The sequence below is a fragment of the Bifidobacterium thermophilum genome (assembly GCF_002846655.1).
GTDB classification, from domain to species: domain Bacteria; phylum Actinomycetota; class Actinomycetes; order Actinomycetales; family Bifidobacteriaceae; genus Bifidobacterium; species Bifidobacterium thermophilum.
Map to the genome: position 1 here is coordinate 456453 of NZ_PCGX01000008.1, position 20017 is coordinate 476469.

The window sequence follows — 20017 nt, forward strand, 5'->3', positions numbered from 1 at the left end:
GCCGGTGCCACAAGTACCAGCGCAACATACGCAATACCGTGATAACGGTTGATTCAAGAAGAAGTTATTATGACTGAACAATCACATCATGATCCCGCGCAACTCAACAAGCTCGCCGACGAATTCACCGTCCTGCCGAACGATCACCCGGCTTCGGACGCCAAGCGTCAGGAGCTGATCGACAAGCCGGCTTTCGGTCAGATTTTCTCTGACAACATGGCTCATATGACGTGGACCGACGGCGAAGGCTGGTCCGATCGCCGTATCGAACCGTACGGCCCGCTCAAGATGGATCCGGGCGCTTCCGTGCTGCACTATGCCCAGGAATGCTTCGAAGGCCTCAAGGCGTATCATCACGCCGACGGCTCGATCTGGCTGTTCCGTCCGGATGCGAACGCCGAGCGTTTCCAGAACTCCGCCAAGCGTCTGTATCTGCCTGAGCTGCCGATTGACGATTTCCTCGGCTCCGTGGCCGCGCTGGTCCGTCGTGATGCCAAATGGGTGCCTACCCGCCGTGAGTACACTCTGTACATGCGTCCGTTCATGTTCGCCTCCGAGCCGTTCCTTGGCGTGCGTGCTCCGAAGGAAGTCGATTATTGCGTGATTGCCTCCCCGTCCGGCCCGTACTTCCCGGGCGGTGTGAAGCCGGTCAGCATCTGGATCGAAGACAAGTGGTTCCGCGTCGGCCCCGGCGGCACCGGTTTCGCCAAGTGCGGCGGCAACTATGCCGCCTCGTTGCTCGGCGAATATACGGGTATTAAGAACGGTTGCGAGCAGGTGTGCTTCGTGGATGCCGCGACCAAGACCTACCTTGAGGAGCTCGGTGGCATGAACATGTTCATCGTGCACAAGGACGGCCATCTCGAGACCCCGTCGCTCACCGGCAACATTCTGCCGGGTGTGACCCGTCGTTCGATCATCCAGCTCGCGCAGGATGACGGCCACGATGTGGTTGAGGGCATGATCAAGTTCGATCAGCTGGTCGAGGACATCAAGTCCGGCGAAGTCACCGAGGTGTTCGCATGCGGTACCGCGGCGATTATCACGCCAATCGGACGCTTCAAGTCCAACGACATCGACGTGACCGTCGCCGACGGCGGTTCCGGCGAACTGACCATGAAGCTGCGCAACCAGCTGCTGGGCATTCAGCTTGGCGAGATTGAAGATCCGCACAACTGGATGTGGAAGGTCTGCTGAGACCAAACACATTGGCCGAAACCCATACCGCTTCGGCAGTCTAGCAACAGGGCGATTCCCTTCGGGGGGAGTCGCCCTGTTGCGGTATATAGAAAGAAACCCGTGCTTGTTAGCACCCGCGAATCACCCAGTGTCCCACCGCTGCGACAACACCGTGCAACCAGGAGGCATGACCATGACCGTCACCGTCACGCTTGAAAGCAACGGCTTCTTCCTCGGTATCGAATATGTCGCCGTGTTCTGTTGCGGGCTGCTGGGCGGGCTGGCCGCAGTTCGCAAACATTACGACCTATTCGCCATCGTGCTGACGACATGGTTGACAGCGTTGGGCGGGGGATTGGTGCGCGATGTGGTGCTGGGAGCGCTTCCCCCGGTCGGCATCTCGGATAAGGGCATGGTACTCACCACGCTTGCCGCGGGGCTGATTGTCGCCGTTATCCATCCAGAGGTGGACCGGCTCAAATGGCTGATGCTGGTCCTTGACGCGTTGGCTTTGGGGCTCTTCGCCGTCAACGGTACGCAAAAGGCGCTGATGTACGGTACAAGCGGGATGACAGCGGTATTCCTTGGCATGTTCACTGCTTTGGCCGGCGGACTGATTCGTGACACGCTGCTCAATGAAGTGCCGATGGTCGTCCGCGACCGCCACTGGTATGCCTTCCCCTCGTTGGTGGGATGCCTGTTGACGGTGTTGTCATATCGTCTAGAAATGCATGCGATTATCACCTACGGCGGTGAGATTGCGTTCGATGTGGCCATTGTCGTGTTGGTCGTGCTCATGCGTGTCTTGTCCGTGAAGTTCGATATCAAGCTTCCGGGTGCCGTACCCAGGGAACACCCGGTCTCCATACCCGAAGCGATGCGTCACCCGTATCACCATCATGGCGATGACGCGCAGCAGCAATAACAGACTCAACACAGCGAATATCAGCCGCGCAACAAAAAAGTAGTTTCTATGCGGAGACATCGCCGTTGCATAGTTCCAGTCGCATGATGATACCCTGATGGCTGCTGATGAGAAAGAAAACATGAGGGGTGCCCCGCGATCGATGCGGGACACCCCTCAGTTCGGAATCCGTGTTTCGGAAACCTCATCAGCGCTCACAAGATGCAAGCGCTTGAAGGTCACAGTGCGTTGATGGCGCGAGCGAGACCGGACTTGCGGTTCGCGGCCTGGTTCTTGTGAATCACGCCTGCGCCGGCAGCCTTGTCGAGCTTCTGAGCTGCGAGCTTGTACGCTTCTTCAGCCTGAGCCTTGTCGCCAGCGGCGATGGCTTCACGGGTGCGACGAACGACGGTCTTCAGGCCGGACTTCACCGACACGTTGCGCTTGTGCGCCTTCTCATTAGTCAGGACGCGCTTCTTCTGCGACTTGATGTTTGCCAATGTAACTCCAAACGACGGTTGCTATAAGGACATACAGGCGTTTATGATACCACGGGACCGGGATAACGCGCCGACAATGACGCGCGATAGCGCAACGCGGCGGAATCTTTTGCCGTGTGGAGCCGGTAGACTAGAACAATTGGAATGTCCCCGACATGCGGAGACGGGCGGCAACCGCCCACGACCGACAACCAACCGGCGCACAACGTACGGGAAAAGGAGAACGCTCAGTGATTGAACCGAAGAACAAACCCGGCTATACCGATCAGTCGCTGATCCGCAACTTCTGCATCATCGCGCATATCGACCACGGCAAATCCACCGTCGCCGACCGAATCCTCCAACTGTCCGGCATCGTCCCGCAACGTGAAATGCACGACCGTTTCCTCGACCGTATGGATATCGAGCAGGAACGCGGCATTACCATCAAGTCGCAGGCCGTCCGCGTGCCGTGGACCGTCGACGGCACGGAATACACCCTCGGCATGATCGACACACCCGGCCACGTGGATTTCACCTATGAGGTTTCGCGCGCCCTGGCGGCTTGTGAGGGCGCGGTGCTGCTGGTGGATGCCACGCAGGGCATTGAAGCGCAGACCTTGTCCAACCTTTATATGGCGATTGACCACGACTTGACCATCATCCCCGTACTCAACAAGATTGACTTGCCCAGCGCGGAACCCGACAAACACGCCGAGGAAATCGCTGGCCTCATCGGGTGCAAGCCCCAGGATGTGCTCAGGGTGTCCGGCAAGACCGGCGAAGGCGTCGCCGATCTGCTCGACACCATCGTCATGGACGTGCCCGCACCACATGGCGACCCCAAGGCGCCAGCCCGCGCACTCATCTTCGATTCCGTCTACGACTCCTACCGCGGCATCGTCACGTACATCCGTATGGTGGACGGCGAGCTGAAATCGCGCGAGAAGCTTCACATGATGGGCATCGGTATGACACACGACCCCATCGAAATCGGCGTCATCAGCCCAGACATGACGCCCACCAAGGCGCTGGGGGCAGGCGAGGTCGGATACGTCATCACCGGAGCCAAGGACGTCAGCCAATCGAAGGTCGGCGACACAATTACGTCCGCTCTCAAACCGGCGAGCGAACCATTGCCAGGCTACCGGGACCCCAAGCCGATGGTGTACGCCGGCCTGTTCCCAATCGACAACGCGCAATTCCCGGAATTGCGTGACGCACTTGACAAACTGAAACTCAACGACGCCGCGCTCGTTTATGAGCCCGAGACCTCGGTCGCCTTGGGATTCGGCTTCCGTTGCGGGTTCCTCGGCCTGCTGCATATGGAAATCGTCTGCGAGCGCTTGGAACGTGAATTCGGGCTCGACCTGATCTCCACCGCGCCGAGCGTACCGTACGAGGTCACGGCGGAGGACGGCACCGTGCATCATGTCACTAATCCGAGCGAATTCCCCGAAGGCAAGATCAAGAAGATCGTCGAGCCGATGGTTGCCGCAGATATCATCACGCCGAAGGAGTTCATCGGGTCGGTGATGGACTTGTGCCAAGAGCATCGCGGCGAAATGGGCGATATGGAATATCTGAGTCCTGAGCGTGTCGAGATGCATTATCGTATTCCGCTCGCGGAGATTGTGTTCGATTTCTTCGACCAGCTCAAGAGTCGGACCAAAGGGTACGCTTCGCTCGATTATCACGAGGATGGCGAGCAGGCTGCCGATTTGGTGAAGGTCGATATCCTGATCCAAGGTGAGAAGGTGGATGCCTTCAGCGCAATCGTGCACCGTGACAAGGCGTATTCCTATGGCGTAATGATGACCAAGAAACTGCGCGAGCTCATACCTCGGCAACAGTTCGAAATCCCGATCCAGGCGGCTATCGGCTCTAGGATTATTGCACGCGAGAATATCCGCGCCCTGCGTAAGGATGTGCTCGCCAAATGCTATGGCGGCGATATCACGCGTAAACGCAAGCTGCTTGAGAAGCAGAAGGCCGGCAAGAAGCGCATGAAGATGCTCGGCCATGTCGAGGTGCCGCAGGAGGCGTTCATCGCGGCGCTTTCCACCGGTGAGGCTGGCAATGACCGCGATACGAAAGACAAGATCCGCGCTGCGCAGAAGGCGGATAACTGAGTAGACGGCAGGCCCGCAGACACGGCGGGCCTGGGGGAGCGCCGTCTGATTCGCCGTATGAGACGAATCGATCGACGGCATGATGTGGATTGTGGTATGGCATGACGTTCGAGGTGTACATCCACGTGCCTTTTTGTATGAGGCGCTGCGGGTACTGCGATTTCAACACCTATACGGCTCGTGATTTGGGCGAGGGGGCGTCTCGCGGCAATTACGCGCGGATGGCGGTTCGCGAGATGGAGCTGGTGCGTGCGTGGCAGGCGGCGCATGACATCCGTGAGCAGAAGACGGCTACGGTGTTTTTCGGCGGCGGCACGCCCACGATTCTTCCCGCCGCTGACTTGGTCGCCATGCTCGACGCGGTGCGTCGCATCTGGGGGATTGAGCCTGACGCGGAAATCACGACCGAGGCGAATCCGGACACTGTCGACGCCGACTATATCAAACGGCTGGCCGACGGCGGGTTCACGAGGATTTCGTTCGGCATGCAGTCCGCCGTGCCTCATGTGCTCGCTACCCTTGACCGACGGCATACCCCAGCGAATGTGGAGGCTGGTTTGCGGGCGGCCGATGCATGCGGGCTTCGTTCCAGTGTGGATCTGATTTATGGGGCACCGGGGGAGAGCTTGGAGGATTGGCGCACATCCGTGCGCACGGCGATAGATCTTGGTGCGAATCATGTTTCCGCATATGCGCTGACCATCGCCCCGCACACCAAGATGGGCAGGATGATCGCCACCGGCGATCTTCCCCAACCCAGTGATGATGATGAGGCGGCGAAATACGAAATCGCCGATGAGGCTTTCGCCGACGCCGGGTTGCACTGGTATGAGATCAGCAACTGGGCGAGGCCGGGCTACGAGTCGCGTCACAACTTGGGGTATTGGCGTAACGTCGATTGGGCGGGTATAGGCCCCGGCGCACATTCGCATTACCGATTAGACGGGGAAGCTGCCGGGGTGGCGAGCAGCAGCCTGGAAAGCGGGGCTGGCGACAATCCCAAGTCAAAGGATTGTGGTGCAGATGATGCGGTTGCGCGTCATGATGACGCCGGATTCCGCAAGACCGCGGCGGCTGCCCCCGACACCTCAAGCATATCAGTGGCAGCCGGTGCCGTCGGCTTGCGCGCTTGGGACATTGCCCATCCACGCGCTTGGGCGCATGCGATCAACGCCGGCACCGTGCCATGGGGTGGCTGCGAAGGCATCACGGCCCAGGAAGACCGCGAGGAGACGCTCATGCTGGGGTTGCGCTTGCGAGAAGGCTTCGACACGTCGCGTTTCGCGGGCATCATTCCCGATGAAGCGTGGGTCTCTTTGCAATCCGAAGGGCTGGTCACATTGGCGCCCGGTTCGCGTGCCGGTCAAGGGTGCATCGCCGTGCCCACGCTACGCGGCCGGTTGTTGAACGACCTCATCATAGAACATCTGTTCGATTACCTGTGACGCGCCGATAGAAGGCGCAACTGCCGTATACCGCCCGGTGACACGGAAATCGAGACGCCATTCAGGCTTCGCCGATGGCATGCTCAGAGAGCCCGTCCAGGGCATACCTCGCTGAACACGCAGCCTTCGCACACCGGCTGCTTGCGGCAATGGTTCTTGCCATGTTCGAGCAGCAGCCAGTGGTACCACCCGTAGACCCGGTAATCGGCGGTCAGGCCGGATTCGAAGAAGCGGCGGATTTGCCGGTCATCGCCGAACCCGTACCCCATGCGGTCAAGGAAGCGGCGCGTGTAGGCGTCGATGACGAACGACGGCTTGTGCAGCGCGAACACGAGCATCGCGTCCGCGGTTTCCGCACCGATACCCTTCAAACCCAGCAGTTCGCGCCGCAGCCGATGCTGGTCTGCTGTTCGCGCCTGTTCGATGTCGAAGCCATACCCGCGATACCATTCGGTGACGCCACGGATCGTCGCCGCCTTCGCCTTCATGAAACCGCACGGGCGAATCGTCTCCTGCAGCTGCTCGACAGGCATCGCCAGCACTTTTGCGGGCTCGGGTTCACCCCATGCGGCGAACACCTTCTCCACCTGCGTCCACGCCGTGTTCTGTACGAGGATGGCGCTGACCATGATTTCGTATGGCGTGCCCGGCCACCATCGCGGCGTGCCGTAGCCTTTCACCAGGTTGTCGTAGACCTGCTGTGCCGTCAACCGTTCCATGTTCCGTCCCGTCTCATCGCGTCATCACGATCGCCGCCCGTAGTAGTGCATTCCGCCCGCATTGTGTTCACGGTGTTCAGCATATCGCTGAGCATATCGCTGAATCATTCCGAACGGTCACGATGCCGTGCAAGGATAGAACCACCAATCTTGGAGACAGCTGTGAATGTCTTGGAGGTAACCGTGAACAAACACCAGATGCCGTCATCGTCGGATAACCACAAGTCGTTCCCCGCACACTCAGCGAACGCCCAAGCGTCAGCCCGCACGCCATCCCAAAAGCCCGCCGCCATCGAAGTGCGCGGGGCGCGCGTCCACAACCTGCGAAACATCGACGTGGACGTGCCGCTCGGCACAATCGTGGGCATCGCCGGCGTCTCCGGATCCGGTAAATCGTCGCTCGCGCTCGGCGTGCTGTACGCGGAAGGTTCACGCCGCTACCTCGAATCCCTTTCCACCTACACGCGCCGGCGTATGACGCTGGCAGAACGGGCGGACGTGGACGACGTGCGCTACGTGCCCGCCGCGCTCGCATTGCACCAGCGTCCCGGCGTGCCCGGCATCCGCAGCACCTTCGGCACGATGAGCGAGCTGCTCAACAGCCTGCGCCTCATGTTTTCGCGCCTGGCGAGCCACCGGTGCCCCAACGGGCATTACGTCGAGCCCACCCTCGCCGTAGCCGCCATGCAGCCGATCGTCTGCCCCGAATGCGGGGCTCAGGTCGAGGCGCCTGGGGCAGAGGATCTCGCCTTCAACAGTCGCGGCGCCTGCCCGACCTGCCAAGGCACCGGCATCGCGCACATCGTCGATGAATCCACCCTCGTGCCCGACCAGTCGAAGACCATTGACGAAGGCGCCGTCGTCGTGTGGGGCAGCCTCATCTGGTCGCTCATGACGGACGTGTGCCGTGAGATGGGCGTGCGCACCGACGTGCCGTTCCGCGACCTGACCGACCGTGAGAAAGACATCGTCTACCACGGGCCCATGGTCAAGAAGCACATCCATTACGTCAGCAAGAACGCGCAGCAGGACGGCGAGCTTGACTTCACCTATTACAGCGCCGTCAACACCGTCAAGAACGCGCTGTCCAAAGTCAAGGACGAGCGTGGCATGAAACGTGTCGCCAAGTATTTAAAGGACGGCACATGCCCCGATTGTCAGGGCACGCGTCTGAGCGAGGCGGCACGGGCGCCGAGACTACGTGGCATCGGGCTGGACGAAGCAACCGCGATGACGCTCAGCGATGCCATCGAGTGGGTCAAGGGCGTGCCGGATTCGCTGCCCGCCAAGATGCGCCCGATGGCAAAGAACATCGGCGATTCGTTCCTCGACACGGCGCGCCGCTTGATGGACCTGGGTCTGGGCTACCTGTCGCTCGACCGCGCCGGTTCCACGTTGTCGACCGGCGAACGCCAGCGCGTGCAACTCGCCCGCGCCGTGCGCAACCGCACGACCGGGGTGCTGTACGTGCTGGACGAGCCGTCCATCGGCTTGCATCCCTACAATCTGCAGGGATTGGTGGGTGTGATGGACGATCTGGTTGCCGACGGCAATTCCGTAGTGCTGGTGGACCATGACACGCAGGTGCTGGGGCATGCCGATTGGATCGTCGAGATGGGGCCGGGCGCCGGTGCAGACGGCGGCAGGGTGATCGCGCAGGGCACGGTGCAAGACCTGGCGGGAGATGCCCGGTCGGTGATCGGCCCGTTCCTCGCGCGGCAAGTCGGATTCAGAGACGGGGAGCGTGCAGCGGCTGGCGGTGCAGACGTGGCGGCGGAACGCGTACGCCCCGTGGTGCCGGAGGGCGAGGTGTTCGACTTGGGCACGATAGCCATGCGCACCCGCGCCATCCACACCGTGCATCCGTTGGATGTGCGCATACCCAAGGGTAGGCTCACCGTAGTGACCGGCGTGTCAGGATCCGGCAAGACGACGATGGTGCTCGAAAGCCTGGTGCCGGCGCTTCAGGCGGCCGCGGATTCGGCTGGTTCAACTGATTCTGCTGATTCGACTGATGTTGCGTTGCCTGCGCATGTGCAGAGCCTTTCGGCGCCGGGAATCAAGCATGCCAAGCTCATCGATGCCACGCCGATCGGCATCAACGTGCGTTCCACCGTCGCCACCTACGCGGGCATCCACGACGAGCTGCGCAAGGCGTTCGCGCGTACGGATGACGCGAAACGGTTGGGATTCAAGGCAGGGGACTTCTCATACAACACCGGAAGGCTGCGGTGCCCCACATGTGACGGCACTGGCCAGATTTCGCTCGATGTGCAGTTCCTGCCCGATGTGCAGGTGGATTGCCCCGATTGCCATGGGTCGCGCTACGGCAAGCAGGCCGATGCGATACGACGCCCGTTCGGCGGCGCAGCCAAGGACGGCGCGGTTGAATACAGCCTGCCGCAACTCATGCGCATGAGCGTGGATGAAGCGCTCGAAGCGTTCGATTCCGGCAGGGGTCTCAGGCTGCTGCGCCAACGTCTGCAGACGCTGCATGACCTGGGGCTGGGCTATCTCACGATCGGGGAGCAGACGCCCGGACTCTCCGGCGGCGAGGCGCAGCGTCTCAAGCTCGCCAGCGAGATGGGGCGCGCCCAGGACGATTCGCTGTTCGTGTTCGACGAGCCGACGATCGGTCTGCATCCCAAGGATGTGCTCACGCTGCTGGACGTGTTTCAGACGCTCATTGACCACGGTGCCACCGTCATCGTCATCGAACATGACCTCGATGTGATGCGCAACGCCGACTGGATCATCGACATGGGTCCGCTCGGAGGTGTGCAAGGCGGGCGTATCGTGGCCCAAGGCACACCGGACGATATCCGTCGCAATCCCGACAGCCTCACCGGCAGGTTCCTCTGAGGCGGGGCACGGCTGGCAAGGCAAAACTGGCGGCTGGTGGCGGGTGATGCCGGCGAGGCGGGTGAAGACGGCGGGCCGGCCGGTCAGCGCTTGATCAGATATTTGGCTTCCGCGAAGGACTCGCGCACCATGTTGTTCAGAAGCATGTCGCGCGGGGAGCCCGCCGCGATGCCGTGCACATCCGTGTACCCCTGGTCATGGGCGATGTGCAGGGAGCGGAATACGTGGAAATCGTTGGTGACGATGCCGATGGATGGTTCGGACGCGGCGCTTCCGGCGCTGCCTGTGTTGCTGGCGCGGTCGATGATCATGCGGCTGTTGTGCAGGTTCTCCACAGTCGTGGTGGAATCGGGCTCCTCGATGATGCGCGACGCATCGATGCCGGCGTCATGCTCAAGATAATCCGCCATTCCCCGCGCCTCCGCATACGGTTCATTGGGCCCCTGCCCGCCCGAGACGATGCACGTCGTGTCAGGGTTTGCACGCAAGTATTCGGCGGCCCTGTCAAGGCGATAGCGTAGCACGAGGCTGGGGGAGCCTTGGTGGACCTGAGCGCCCAGCACGATGATGTAATCAAGGTTCCGGTCGCCTTCGTCGCGCATATGAGAAGCAATGGCGGCTTGCGACACGCCAAAACCGCACAGTGCGACGCATAGCACGATGCCGATGGGAATGCGCACCGCATTGGGCAGCGCTCGCCACCAATGGAACCAGATCGCCGCAGCCCACACGCCGAGGGCGAGCGCAATAGCCACCCAGAACAGCCAGAATGACGTGCCGGTGTGCGTGTTGTAGACCGCACGGGCGTACCACAGGCTGGCGAGCGCGCCGATGCTCACAATCGCCGTCGCCACCTGACGCAGAGGGAAGTGAATGTGCGAAGCGGCTGGGTTGGTGGCGGTCGCGGCGGTGTCATTGGCGGATTCGGTGGTTGTGGTTTTGGCATCGGTTGAGGCGCCGGTTGCGGTGGTGGTGCTGGTGGTGTCGGTGTCAGCTTCGGTAGCGCCACCTGTTGAATGAGGATCGTGTCGGTTGTCTTGCGGGTCCCCGGACTGGAGTTCATTCATCATGGATCGTCCTTCAGCGGTTGTCTGTGGCGGATTGCCCTTGGGCAGTCTTGCGTGCCGCGGGTCGCGTTCTATGCGTAGCGTCAGCGGTGATGCAGCTCATGCCACCATGTGTATCGATTGTTGGCGAGCTTTCCCTTTTTCTTCGCTTTCCATTGTATTTCATTCCTTTTCGTTATCTCTTGTCATCTCCTTTCCCGTATCTCCTCTCTTTCTCCCCGCTTTCCCTTTTCCGCCTCCTTCTCTCATCCTCTGCGTGTCGCGCTTTGACTTCAAGTGCACTTGAAGTCCTACGGTGAAGTTATCGAAAGCAAACACGGCTGGATGCCAACCGAGAGGAGATGCGCCGCATGGAACGCTGCGCTGCGGACTGCATGACGATATAGAAGGAGACCACATCATGACGGATTCAGCATTGATCCAGAGGCCAATCTCAACAACGGGGTGACGACCAAACTCGCCGCGGAATACCTCGCACGCGGTGTCCAAACAAACCCACAGGCGCATTTGTAACAACCCGATGCAAACACAACTCAATCCACACAGGCCGAAGGGTAAGCATTCGGCCCTATTACCAAGGGGATGACAATGATCAAGCAAACAGCAGGACACGATCAGTTGGGCGATTTCTCGCCGAAGTTCGCCCATTACAACGACGATGTGCTCTTCGGCGAAGTGTGGAATGACCCCACGCTCTCGCCTAAGACGCGCAGTATCATCACGATCAGCACCCTCATCGGCAAAGGCATCACTGATTCCTCGCTCACATACCATCTTCAGACCGCCCGCACCAACGGCGTGACCCGCGACGAAATGGCATCGATTCTTACGCATATCGCTTTCTACGCAGGCTGGCCGAACGCATGGGCAGCATTCCCGATGGCAAAGGAAGTGTATGCCTCCGATGCCGTGCGTGACACGGCAAAGCAGGAGGAACACGGCGGATTCTTCGGCATGGGCGAACCGAACGACGGCTACGCGCAATACTTCACCGGACGTTCCTACCTCAAGCAGGTGAGCGCACCTGACGATCCACTCGTCATCCACAACGTGACATTCGAACCTGGATGCCGCAACAACTGGCACATTCACCATGCCGCGCGTGGCGGCGGGCAGATCCTCATCTGCGTCGATGGTGAAGGGTGGTGCCAGTTGGAAGGCCAACCTGCGAAGCGTATGCTTCCAGGCGACGTTGTGGAGGTGCCGGCCGGAGTGAAGCATTGGCATGGTGCAGCGAAGAACAGCTGGTTCTCCCATCTGGCGTTCATGCTGCCCGGCGAAGGCATGAGCAACGAATGGCTTGAGCCCGTCACCGACGTCGAATACGACGCACTCGTGGCATGACGGGCGGTTCTGTCGACAGTTTGCGACCGGGATTGAACGGTTCAGACCAACAACACAAACGAGTCACATGACTCAGGTGATTCAAGAATCGAGGAACCTATGAAGACTTTGGTGGTGTATTTCACTGAAAGCGGTTGCACACGCCGTGTGGCACAGACCATTGCAGAGGCGACTGGAGCCACGCTGTATGAACTCAAGGCGGCGCAACCATACACATCGGCGGACCTTGATTGGCGCAATCCCGAAAGCCGCGTCAACCGTGAGGCGAACGACCCCGCTGCACGCCAGTCGGTGAAGCTTGCGGACACATCCGTGCCAGACTGGGATTCTTACGATGTGGTGTTCGTAGGAGCCCCGGTATGGTGGGGCGTCGCTGCATGGCCGATCGATGATTTCCTCACATCCAACGATTTCACCGGCAAGAAGCTGGCGGCGTTCGTCACCTCGGCAAGCTCCTCGTTCGGCAATGAATCCGATGTCAAAGACATGGCGAAGCACGCCCAGTGGATGGTCGGCAAACGCTTCCCGTCCTCCGTGTCAGCTTCCACAGTCAAATCCTGGGTCGATTCCTTGGCGTTGTAGCCAGACAATCAGCCGCCCATAATATGGACGCATGGCAGCCATATGCCATAGGTGTATCGTGGCGGCATATCGCACAGTTGGCTCAAGTGCGTTTGATGCCAACCCGCGACACTCCATGATGTCCGCGCACGTGTCCGATGACCCATCGCCTTGGGTAGTATGGCATCGCTGGAATACACAGACCCGCCTTATCAGGCGGCGGAAGCGGAGCGAACCATGGTCGAGAATACGATGAATCAACACGAACGGATGCTGGCGGGACTGCCATACAAGGCATGGTTGGACGGACTGCCTGAAGCCCGTCTCGAATGCCGGCGCAAATTGTATGTGCTGAACACCATGGCACCGGATCTTCGTGAAGACGGCGTGCCTCGGGTAATCAAAGACCTCTTCGGCGGCACAGGGGAGCGGGTCTGGGTTGAACCGCCATTCCATTGCGATTATGGGTCAAATATCACCGTTGGAGAGGATTTCTACGCCAACTTCAATCTCACGATCCTCGATGTCGGGAACGTGACGATCGGCTCGAACGTCATGTGCGCGCCGAATGTGTCCATCTACACCGCCGGGCATCCCGTCCACCCGGACAGCCGCAACTCCGGCTATGAGTACGGGATCCCGATCACCATCGGCGATAACGTATGGCTTGGAGGCAATACGATCGTCCTGCCCGGCGTGACGATCGGCGACAACGTTGTCATCGGCGCGGGCAGCGTCGTGACCAAGGACATCCCTTCAAACGTGATCGCCGTAGGCAGCCCGTGCCGTGTCATTCGCGAGATCACCGACGCCGACCGCGATTACTACTTCAAGGATCGCCGGTTCGACGTCACCGATTACTAATACTGACTGATCTGGCGCATCGGCGATTCACGCCTCGGATATGTGGCTGCATCACAAGGATTCCGTGCCGATCTGAATGTGGGGCTTGACTTTTTGAGGTCGCCGGTATATGGACAAACAACGATATTTGACCTGTCTGCGCTGTAACCTGTGAGGGCAGTGTATTGGGTCGCAGGCATTGTCCTGCCTAAAGAGAGGTGGTTTCGGTGACGTTCAAAGCTCCGCTAGATTTGACGGTTCATCGCCCGGAAGGCATGTATGACCCTTCCCAAGAACATGATGCCTGCGGTGTCGGCATGGTCACCACGTTGAACAAGCGTCCCGAACGCAAGATCGTCGATGACGCCATCGAAGTGTTGGTGAACCTCAATCATCGCGGTGCGGTCGGTGCCGAGGAGAACACCGGTGACGGTGCCGGCATCCTCATGGCCATGCCTGACGAGTTCATGCGCGCGACCGTCGGCGTGGAGCTGCCCGAAGCCGGGCATTATGCCGCGGGTATCGCGTTCCTGGATCGTGATATCGCGACATCCGGCCAGCAGGAGCAAGCCATCGCCAAGATCGTCAACGAAGAAGGCCTCGAAGTACTTACGTGGCGCGTCGTCCCGACGAACCCGGACGGTCTGGGATTGCAGGCTTTGGCATCGATGCCTTCGTTCAAGACGCTGGTGGTAGCCGACCCGGAGAACAAGCTTTCAGGAATCGACCTTGACCGCAAGACCTTCCGCATCCGCAAGCGCGTCGAGCATGAGGTCGGCATCTATTTCGCATCCCTGTCCGCCCGCACCATCACCTACAAGGGCATGCTCACCACCATGCAGCTGACCGGGTTCTTCCCAGATCTGCTTGACGAGCGCATGAAGACGACTATCGCGATTGTGCATTCACGCTTCTCGACGAACACCTTCCCGAGCTGGCCGCTGGCCCAGCCGTTCCGTCTGATTGCGCACAACGGCGAAATCAACACCATCCAGGGCAACCGTAACTGGCTGTCCGCCCGCGAAGGCAGGCTGAGCTCCGAGCTGCTCGGCGAATTCAAGCCGTTGCTTCCGATCGCGACCTCCGGATATTCGGATTCAGGCACCTTCGACGAGTGCTTGGAACTGCTGCATCTCGCCGGACGCAGCCTCCCGCACGCTCTGCTCATGATGCTCCCGCCGGCTTGGGAGAACGACGACACGCTCGACCCCGACGTCAAGGCGTTCTACGAGTACAACAACACACTGATTGAGCCTTGGGATGGCCCGGCGGATATCGTCTTCACGGACGGCACACTAGTCGGAGCCCAGCTCGATCGCAACGGATTCCGCCCCGGCCGCTGGCAGGTCACCGACGACGGCTATCTGGTTCTTGCATCCGAGGCTGGTGTGCTCCCGGAAATCAGCCAGGACCATATCGTGGCCAAGGGTCGTCTCGAGCCTGGAAAGATGTTCCTCGTCGACACCAAGGCAGGCCGCATCATCCCTGATGACGAAATCAAACATGAGCTTGCCTCGCAGCATCCGTACCGTAAATGGATCGAAGGCAACTCCGTCGAGATGAGCCAGTTGCCGGTACGCGAGCACGTCAGCCACTTCGGCCAGTCCGTTCAGCGTCGTCAACGCGCCTTTGGCTACACCGAAGAGGATTTGAAGCTGCTGCTCGCCCCTATGGCGAACACCGGCAAGGAACCACTCGGATCCATGGGCTCGGACACGCCGCCGGCTGTCCTGTCCAAGCGCAGCCGCATGCTGTTCGACTACTTCACCCAGAAATTCGCCCAGGTTACCAATCCTCCGCTGGATTGGGAGCGCGAGCGTATCGTCACCAGCCTCGAATCGGCGATTGGCCCTGAAGCGAATCTTCTGCAGGACACCGAACTGCATGCCAAGAAGATTCTCATCCCGCTGCCGGTCATCGATTCGGACCAGATGGCCCAGCTTAAGCGCCTTGACAAAGCCAAAATCCTCGGCGGGTTCTACAAGCCCTTCGTCGTCCGTGGCCTGTATCAGGTTGCAGGCGGTGGCAAGGCGTTGAAGGAGCGTCTCGACGAAATCTTCCAGGAAGTCGATGACGCCATCGAGCAGGGCAAGAACTTCATCGTGCTGTCCGACCGCGAATCCGACCACACGTGGGGTCCTATCCCGTCTCTTCTGCTGACGAGCGCCGTGCAACACCACTTGCTACGCAAGCACACGCGCACCCAGGTCTCGCTTGCCGTGGAAGCCGGCGACGTTCGTGAAATCCACCATGTCGCGCTGCTTATCGCTTACGGCGCCGCATGCGTGAATCCATACCTCGCCTTCGAATCGGTCGAGGAGCTGGCACGCAACGGCTATCTCAAGGTCGATGCCCAGACGGCCGTCAAGAACCTCATGCATGCGCTGTCCACCGGCGTGCTCAAGATCATGAGCAAGATGGGTGTCTCCACGATTATGAGCTACCGAGGCGCGCAGCTGTTCGAAGCCGTCGGCCTGAACAAGGAAGTCATCGACGAATACTTCACCGGCACCACTTCGCGTGTCGGGGGAGCGGGACTTGACGAAATCGCCGAAGAAGTGGCGATCAGGCACCGTGTGGCGTACCCGAACCAGTGGACGAGCCGTCCCCACCGCAATCTGCGCACCGGCGGCGATTACAAGTGGCGTCGCACCGGTGAGGACCACCTCAACGACCCCGAGGCGATCTTCCTGCTTCAGCAGTCCACCCAGCGTGGTGATTACAACCTGTTCAAGAAGTACTCCGCGCATATCAACGACACTTCGAACCGTCTCATGACCCTGCGCGGACTCATGAAGTTCAAGCAGACCCGCAAACCGATTGACATCTCCGAGGTCGAACCCGCAAGCGAAATTGTCAAACGCTTCTCCACAGGCGCAATGAGCTACGGCTCCATCTCGCAGGAGGCGCATGAGACGCTTGCCATCGCGATGAACACCATTGGGGCGAGGTCGAACTCCGGTGAGGGTGGCGAATCCGACGACCGTATCAACGATCCGCTCCGGTACAGCCGCATCAAGCAGATCGCTTCCGCGCGCTTCGGCGTGACCAGCGATTATCTGGTGCACGCCACCGATCTGCAGATCAAGCTCGCGCAAGGTGCCAAGCCGGGCGAGGGCGGCCATCTGCCTGGTGCCAAGGTGCCGCCGTGGATTGCGAAGGTCCGTCATGCGACACCTGGTGTCGAGCTGATCTCCCCGCCGCCGCACCACGACATCTATTCCATCGAGGATCTTAAGCAGCTGATCAACGATGCAAAGATGGCGAATCCGAAGGCGCGTATCCATGTCAAGCTCGTCTCCGAATTCGGCGTCGGCACCATCGCCGCTGGTGTGGCCAAGTGCCATGCCGATGTAGTACTCATCTCCGGCAGCGACGGCGGCACGGGCGCGGCTCCGCTCAACGCCATCAAGCACGCCGGTACGCCGTGGGAGATCGGTCTGGCTGAAACCCAGCAAACGCTGGTACTCAACGGTTTGCGCTCCCGCATCGTCGTCCAGTGCGACGGTGAGCTCAAGACCGGCCGTGATGTGGTGATCGCAGCGCTGCTTGGAGCCGAGGAATTCGGCTTCGCAACAGCCGCCCTCATCACCGAAGGCTGCGTGATGATGCGAGCATGCCAGAAGAACACCTGCCCGCAAGGCATCGCGACCCAGGATCCGGAATTGCGCGCGCGCTTCCGCGGCAAGCCTGAATACGTGATCAACTTCTTCATGTACATCGCTCAGGAGGTCCGCGAAATCCTGGCACAGCTCGGTTTCCGGACGCTTGAAGAGGCCGTCGGCCATGTCGAGTGCCTGGATCAGAACGAAGCAGTCGCGCGCTGGAAGTCCGACGGCATAGATCTGAGCAATGTGCTCATGCAGCCCGGCCCTGTTCCCGGAACGATCCTTCATCAGACCATCGAGCAGAACCACGAATTGGACAAGGCGCTAGACAACAAGCTCATCGAGCTTGCGCAACCTGCCCTTGAACACAAGGAACCTGTTCGTATTGATATGCCCATCCGCAACGTGAACCGTACGCTCGGCACCATGGTCGGCTACGAAATCACCCGCCGTTATGGTGCCGAAGGCTTGCCCGACGACACCATCGACATGACCTTCCACGGTTCGGGCGGCCAGTCCATCGGCGCGTTTATCCCCCGCGGCGAGACTATCCGCGTCTACGGTGAGGTCAATGATTATGCGGGCAAGGGCCTGTCCGGCGGTCGCATGATCATCCGTCCGGAGCATGACATCACCTTCAATCCGCACACCAACGTGATTGCCGGAAATGTGACCGGTTTCGGCGCGACCTCAGGCGAGATGTTTGTTGCCGGACGTGCAGGCGAACGATTCGCCGTGCGTAACGGCGGTGCCACCTTCGTGGTCGAAGGCGTCGGCGACCATGGCTGCGAGTATATGACCGGCGGTGTCGTCGTGGTGCTCGGTTCCACGGGCCGCAACTTTGGCGCCGGCTTCTCCGGCGGCAACGCATACGTGCTCGATCTCGACATGGACCAGATCAACCCGGATGCACGCAAGAACGGCGCATTGCTGTTCGAATCGTTGGAAGGCGCCGACGAGGAGCTCGTCCACAGCTTGGTCAAGCGGCATGCCGAGGAAACCGGATCTGCGTTCGCCCAGAGCCTGCTGGACGACTGGGAGCACACCCGCACACGCATCACACATGTGACGCCCAAGCACTACGTCGCCATGACCAAGGCGATGGAACAAGCCGAAAAGAACCACGTCGACTTCAACGCCCCCGGTGCGTGGGAGCACGTGTACGAGCAGGTCATGGAAGGAGCACACTGACATGGGAGATCCAAGAGGATTCCTGAAGGTCCGCACCCGTCGCGAGCTTGCTGAGCGCCCGGTCGAAGAACGCATCAAGGATTGGCTTGACGTTCACGCGGAAAGCGGTTTGCAGCCTTGGACCACACAGCAGGCTGCACGGTGCATGGATTGCGGCACGCCGTTCTGCATGAGCGGATGCCCGCTGGGCAACCTCATCCCGGAGTTCAACGATCTGGTTCGTCAGGAGAAGTGGGAGGACGCCTACAACCGGTTGTCTATGACCAACAACTTCCCCGAAGTCACCGGCAGAATCTGCCCGGCGCTGTGCGAGCAGGCATGCGTGCTCGGCATCCATCAGCCGCCGACCATGATCAAGAACGATGAGGAAACAATCATCGATCAGGCGTGGGCGCTCGATTATGTCAAGCCCATGCCACCTGAACGTCTGACTGATATGACCGTTGCGGTCGTCGGATCCGGCCCATCGGGGTTGGCTTGCGCCCAACAGCTGACCCGTGCAGGCCATACGGTTGTCGTCTACGAGCGTGACGACGCAATCGGCGGACTTATGCGCTACGGCATCCCGAATTTCAAGCTCGACAAGCGTCTGCTCGACCGCAGAGTCAAGCAGATGGAGGCCGAAGGCACCCGATTCCGCACCAACATCGAAATCGGCAAGGATCTCAGCTGGGACGAGCTTCGTGACCGTTACGATGCTGTCGTGGTAGCTATCGGTTCGACGGTCCCGCGCGATATGAAGTTGCCGGGCCGTGAGCTTGACGGCATCCATTTCGCCATGGAATTCCTGCCTGATGCGACTCGACGCGTCTACGGCGTGGAGCCGGTGCACGACATCACCGCGAAAGACAAGCATGTCGTGGTCATCGGCGGCGGCGATACCGGTTCCGACTGCTTGGGAACCGCAATACGCCAAGGTGCGAAGGACGTCACCGTCCTGCAGATTATGCCGAAGGAACCGTCCTCAAGGCCGGACAATTCCCCGTGGCCGACGTATGCACGCACCTACCAGAAGACCTCGTCGATGGAAGAGGGCGGCACGTACCTGTACAACGTGGATTCCGTGGAATTCGAAGATGCGGACGCCGACAAGGTGACCGTCGAGAACTCCGCGACCGCATCCGCGTTCCTCGCGGACGAGCGCGGCCATGTCACCGGTCTGAAGATCGTGGACGTGGCTCCAGGCAAGAACGGGCCGTTCACTCGCCAGCCCGGAACCGAGCGTGTCATCCCAGCAGATCTGGTTCTGATTTCCGTCGGGTTCCTGCATCCGGACACCTCTTCAATCATGGAGCAGATGCCGGTCGAACTGGACAAGCGTGGAAACGTCGCCCGCAATGACGATTTCGCCACTTCGCAGGATGGCGTCTTCGTGTGTGGCGACGCCGGCCGCGGCCAGAGCCTCGTCGTCTGGGCGATTTCCGAAGGCCGCAGCTGCGCGGCCGCCGTTGACCGGTATCTCACCGGATCAACCGAGCTGCCGGCACCCATCGTGCCGACACAACGCCCGATGATGCTGCCCCGCTGAAACGGGGAGCCCACTCATGATGGCGGATGGAATCAGGCAATACCCCGATTCCATCCGCCATCAGGTTCTTCACAGTCTGTACGAGTCACCTGGCATAGCCGGCTCAACAGAGTCGCAAACGGTACCTTGGCAGGCGAGTACACTAGTGACCGATA

General features: G+C 60.3%; 13 protein-coding genes. 10 read left to right on the top strand and 3 right to left on the bottom strand.

Annotated features, from left to right (window positions below; genetic code table 11):
* Nucleotides 1-69 precede the first annotated feature (69 nt).
* Together CQR48_RS04535 and CQR48_RS04540 are read left to right on the top strand one after the other, a co-directional pair.
* Nucleotides 70-1197: a branched-chain amino acid aminotransferase gene (locus CQR48_RS04535; RefSeq protein ID WP_033505550.1), complete on the top strand. Its 1128-nt coding sequence runs from the start codon at nucleotides 70-72 to the stop codon at nucleotides 1195-1197.
* A 169-nt stretch (nucleotides 1198-1366) separates the two neighbouring features.
* A complete protein-coding gene (locus CQR48_RS04540) occupies nucleotides 1367-2104 on the top strand; it encodes a trimeric intracellular cation channel family protein (RefSeq protein ID WP_044098469.1) in 738 nt (245 codons plus the stop codon).
* A 218-nt stretch (nucleotides 2105-2322) separates the two neighbouring features.
* On the opposite strand, the gene rpsT is transcribed toward CQR48_RS04540, so the two are convergent.
* The gene (rpsT, locus tag CQR48_RS04545) at nucleotides 2323-2583 is read right to left on the bottom strand and encodes a 30S ribosomal protein S20 (protein WP_015450517.1); all 261 of its coding nucleotides are present in this window, start codon (nucleotides 2581-2583) and stop codon (nucleotides 2323-2325) included.
* A 230-nt stretch (nucleotides 2584-2813) separates the two neighbouring features.
* On the opposite strand from rpsT, the gene lepA reads away from it, so the two are divergent.
* Together lepA and hemW are read left to right on the top strand one after the other, a co-directional pair.
* Nucleotides 2814-4694 (top strand): translation elongation factor 4, encoded by a 1881-nt coding sequence (lepA, locus tag CQR48_RS04550; protein ID WP_026650500.1) that lies wholly within the window; start codon nucleotides 2814-2816, stop codon nucleotides 4692-4694.
* Nucleotides 4695-4795: 101 nt separating this feature from the next.
* Entirely contained in the window at nucleotides 4796-6139 is a 1344-nt protein-coding gene (gene hemW / locus CQR48_RS04555) for a radical SAM family heme chaperone HemW (protein ID WP_101452132.1), read from the top strand.
* Between the two features lie 83 nt (nucleotides 6140-6222).
* Here the strand turns inward: hemW and CQR48_RS04560 are convergent, their stop codons facing one another.
* A complete protein-coding gene (locus CQR48_RS04560; protein ID WP_101452133.1) occupies nucleotides 6223-6858 on the bottom strand; it encodes an endonuclease III domain-containing protein in 636 nt (211 codons plus the stop codon).
* Nucleotides 6859-7056: 198 nt separating this feature from the next.
* On the opposite strand from CQR48_RS04560, the gene CQR48_RS04565 reads away from it, so the two are divergent.
* Nucleotides 7057-9720, top strand: a complete 2664-nt coding sequence (locus tag CQR48_RS04565; protein WP_244898948.1) for an excinuclease ABC subunit UvrA — start codon at nucleotides 7057-7059, stop codon at nucleotides 9718-9720.
* 83 nt (nucleotides 9721-9803) lie between these two features.
* On the opposite strand, the gene CQR48_RS04570 is transcribed toward CQR48_RS04565, so the two are convergent.
* Nucleotides 9804-10790 carry a YdcF family protein gene (locus CQR48_RS04570; RefSeq protein ID WP_244898938.1) on the bottom strand — a complete coding sequence of 329 codons (987 nt, stop codon included), beginning with the start codon at nucleotides 10788-10790 and terminating at the stop codon, nucleotides 9804-9806.
* A 585-nt stretch (nucleotides 10791-11375) separates the two neighbouring features.
* Here CQR48_RS04570 and CQR48_RS04580 point away from each other — a divergent pair.
* The 5 genes from CQR48_RS04580 (at nucleotide 11376) to CQR48_RS04600 (ending at nucleotide 19862) form a co-directional block, all read left to right on the top strand.
* Nucleotides 11376-12131 (top strand): carboxymuconolactone decarboxylase family protein, encoded by a 756-nt coding sequence (locus CQR48_RS04580; protein WP_101452134.1) that lies wholly within the window; start codon nucleotides 11376-11378, stop codon nucleotides 12129-12131.
* 99 nt (nucleotides 12132-12230) lie between these two features.
* Nucleotides 12231-12713, top strand: coding sequence for a flavodoxin (locus CQR48_RS04585; RefSeq protein WP_101452135.1), 483 nt, complete (start codon nucleotides 12231-12233; stop codon nucleotides 12711-12713).
* Between the two features lie 159 nt (nucleotides 12714-12872).
* On the top strand, nucleotides 12873-13556 hold the full coding sequence (locus CQR48_RS04590; protein WP_244898939.1) for a sugar O-acetyltransferase: 684 nt from the start codon (nucleotides 12873-12875) through the stop codon (nucleotides 13554-13556).
* 206 nt (nucleotides 13557-13762) lie between these two features.
* Nucleotides 13763-18334: a glutamate synthase large subunit gene (gene gltB, locus CQR48_RS04595; protein ID WP_101452136.1), complete on the top strand. Its 4572-nt coding sequence runs from the start codon at nucleotides 13763-13765 to the stop codon at nucleotides 18332-18334.
* 1 nt (nucleotide 18335) lies between these two features.
* Complete coding sequence (locus tag CQR48_RS04600; RefSeq protein ID WP_101452137.1) at nucleotides 18336-19862, top strand: glutamate synthase subunit beta; 1527 nt, start codon at nucleotides 18336-18338, stop codon at nucleotides 19860-19862.
* Nucleotides 19863-20017 lie beyond the last annotated feature (155 nt).

Excerpts from the sequence above, each read along its gene's own strand:
- CQR48_RS04535 (WP_033505550.1), top strand. The coding sequence starts at position 70 with ATGACTGAACAATCACATCATGATCCCGCGCAACTCAACAAGCTCGCC.
- CQR48_RS04540 (WP_044098469.1), top strand. The coding sequence starts at position 1,367 with ATGACCATGACCGTCACCGTCACGCTTGAAAGCAACGGCTTCTTCCTC.
- hemW (WP_101452132.1), top strand. The coding sequence starts at position 4,796 with ATGACGTTCGAGGTGTACATCCACGTGCCTTTTTGTATGAGGCGCTGC.
- CQR48_RS04560 (WP_101452133.1), bottom strand. The coding sequence starts at position 6,858 with ATGGAACGGTTGACGGCACAGCAGGTCTACGACAACCTGGTGAAAGGC.
- CQR48_RS04565 (WP_244898948.1), top strand. The coding sequence starts at position 7,057 with ATGCCGTCATCGTCGGATAACCACAAGTCGTTCCCCGCACACTCAGCG.
- CQR48_RS04570 (WP_244898938.1), bottom strand. The coding sequence starts at position 10,790 with ATGATGAATGAACTCCAGTCCGGGGACCCGCAAGACAACCGACACGAT.
- CQR48_RS04580 (WP_101452134.1), top strand. The coding sequence starts at position 11,376 with ATGATCAAGCAAACAGCAGGACACGATCAGTTGGGCGATTTCTCGCCG.
- CQR48_RS04585 (WP_101452135.1), top strand. The coding sequence starts at position 12,231 with ATGAAGACTTTGGTGGTGTATTTCACTGAAAGCGGTTGCACACGCCGT.
- CQR48_RS04590 (WP_244898939.1), top strand. The coding sequence starts at position 12,873 with ATGGCATCGCTGGAATACACAGACCCGCCTTATCAGGCGGCGGAAGCG.
- CQR48_RS04600 (WP_101452137.1), top strand. The coding sequence starts at position 18,336 with ATGGGAGATCCAAGAGGATTCCTGAAGGTCCGCACCCGTCGCGAGCTT.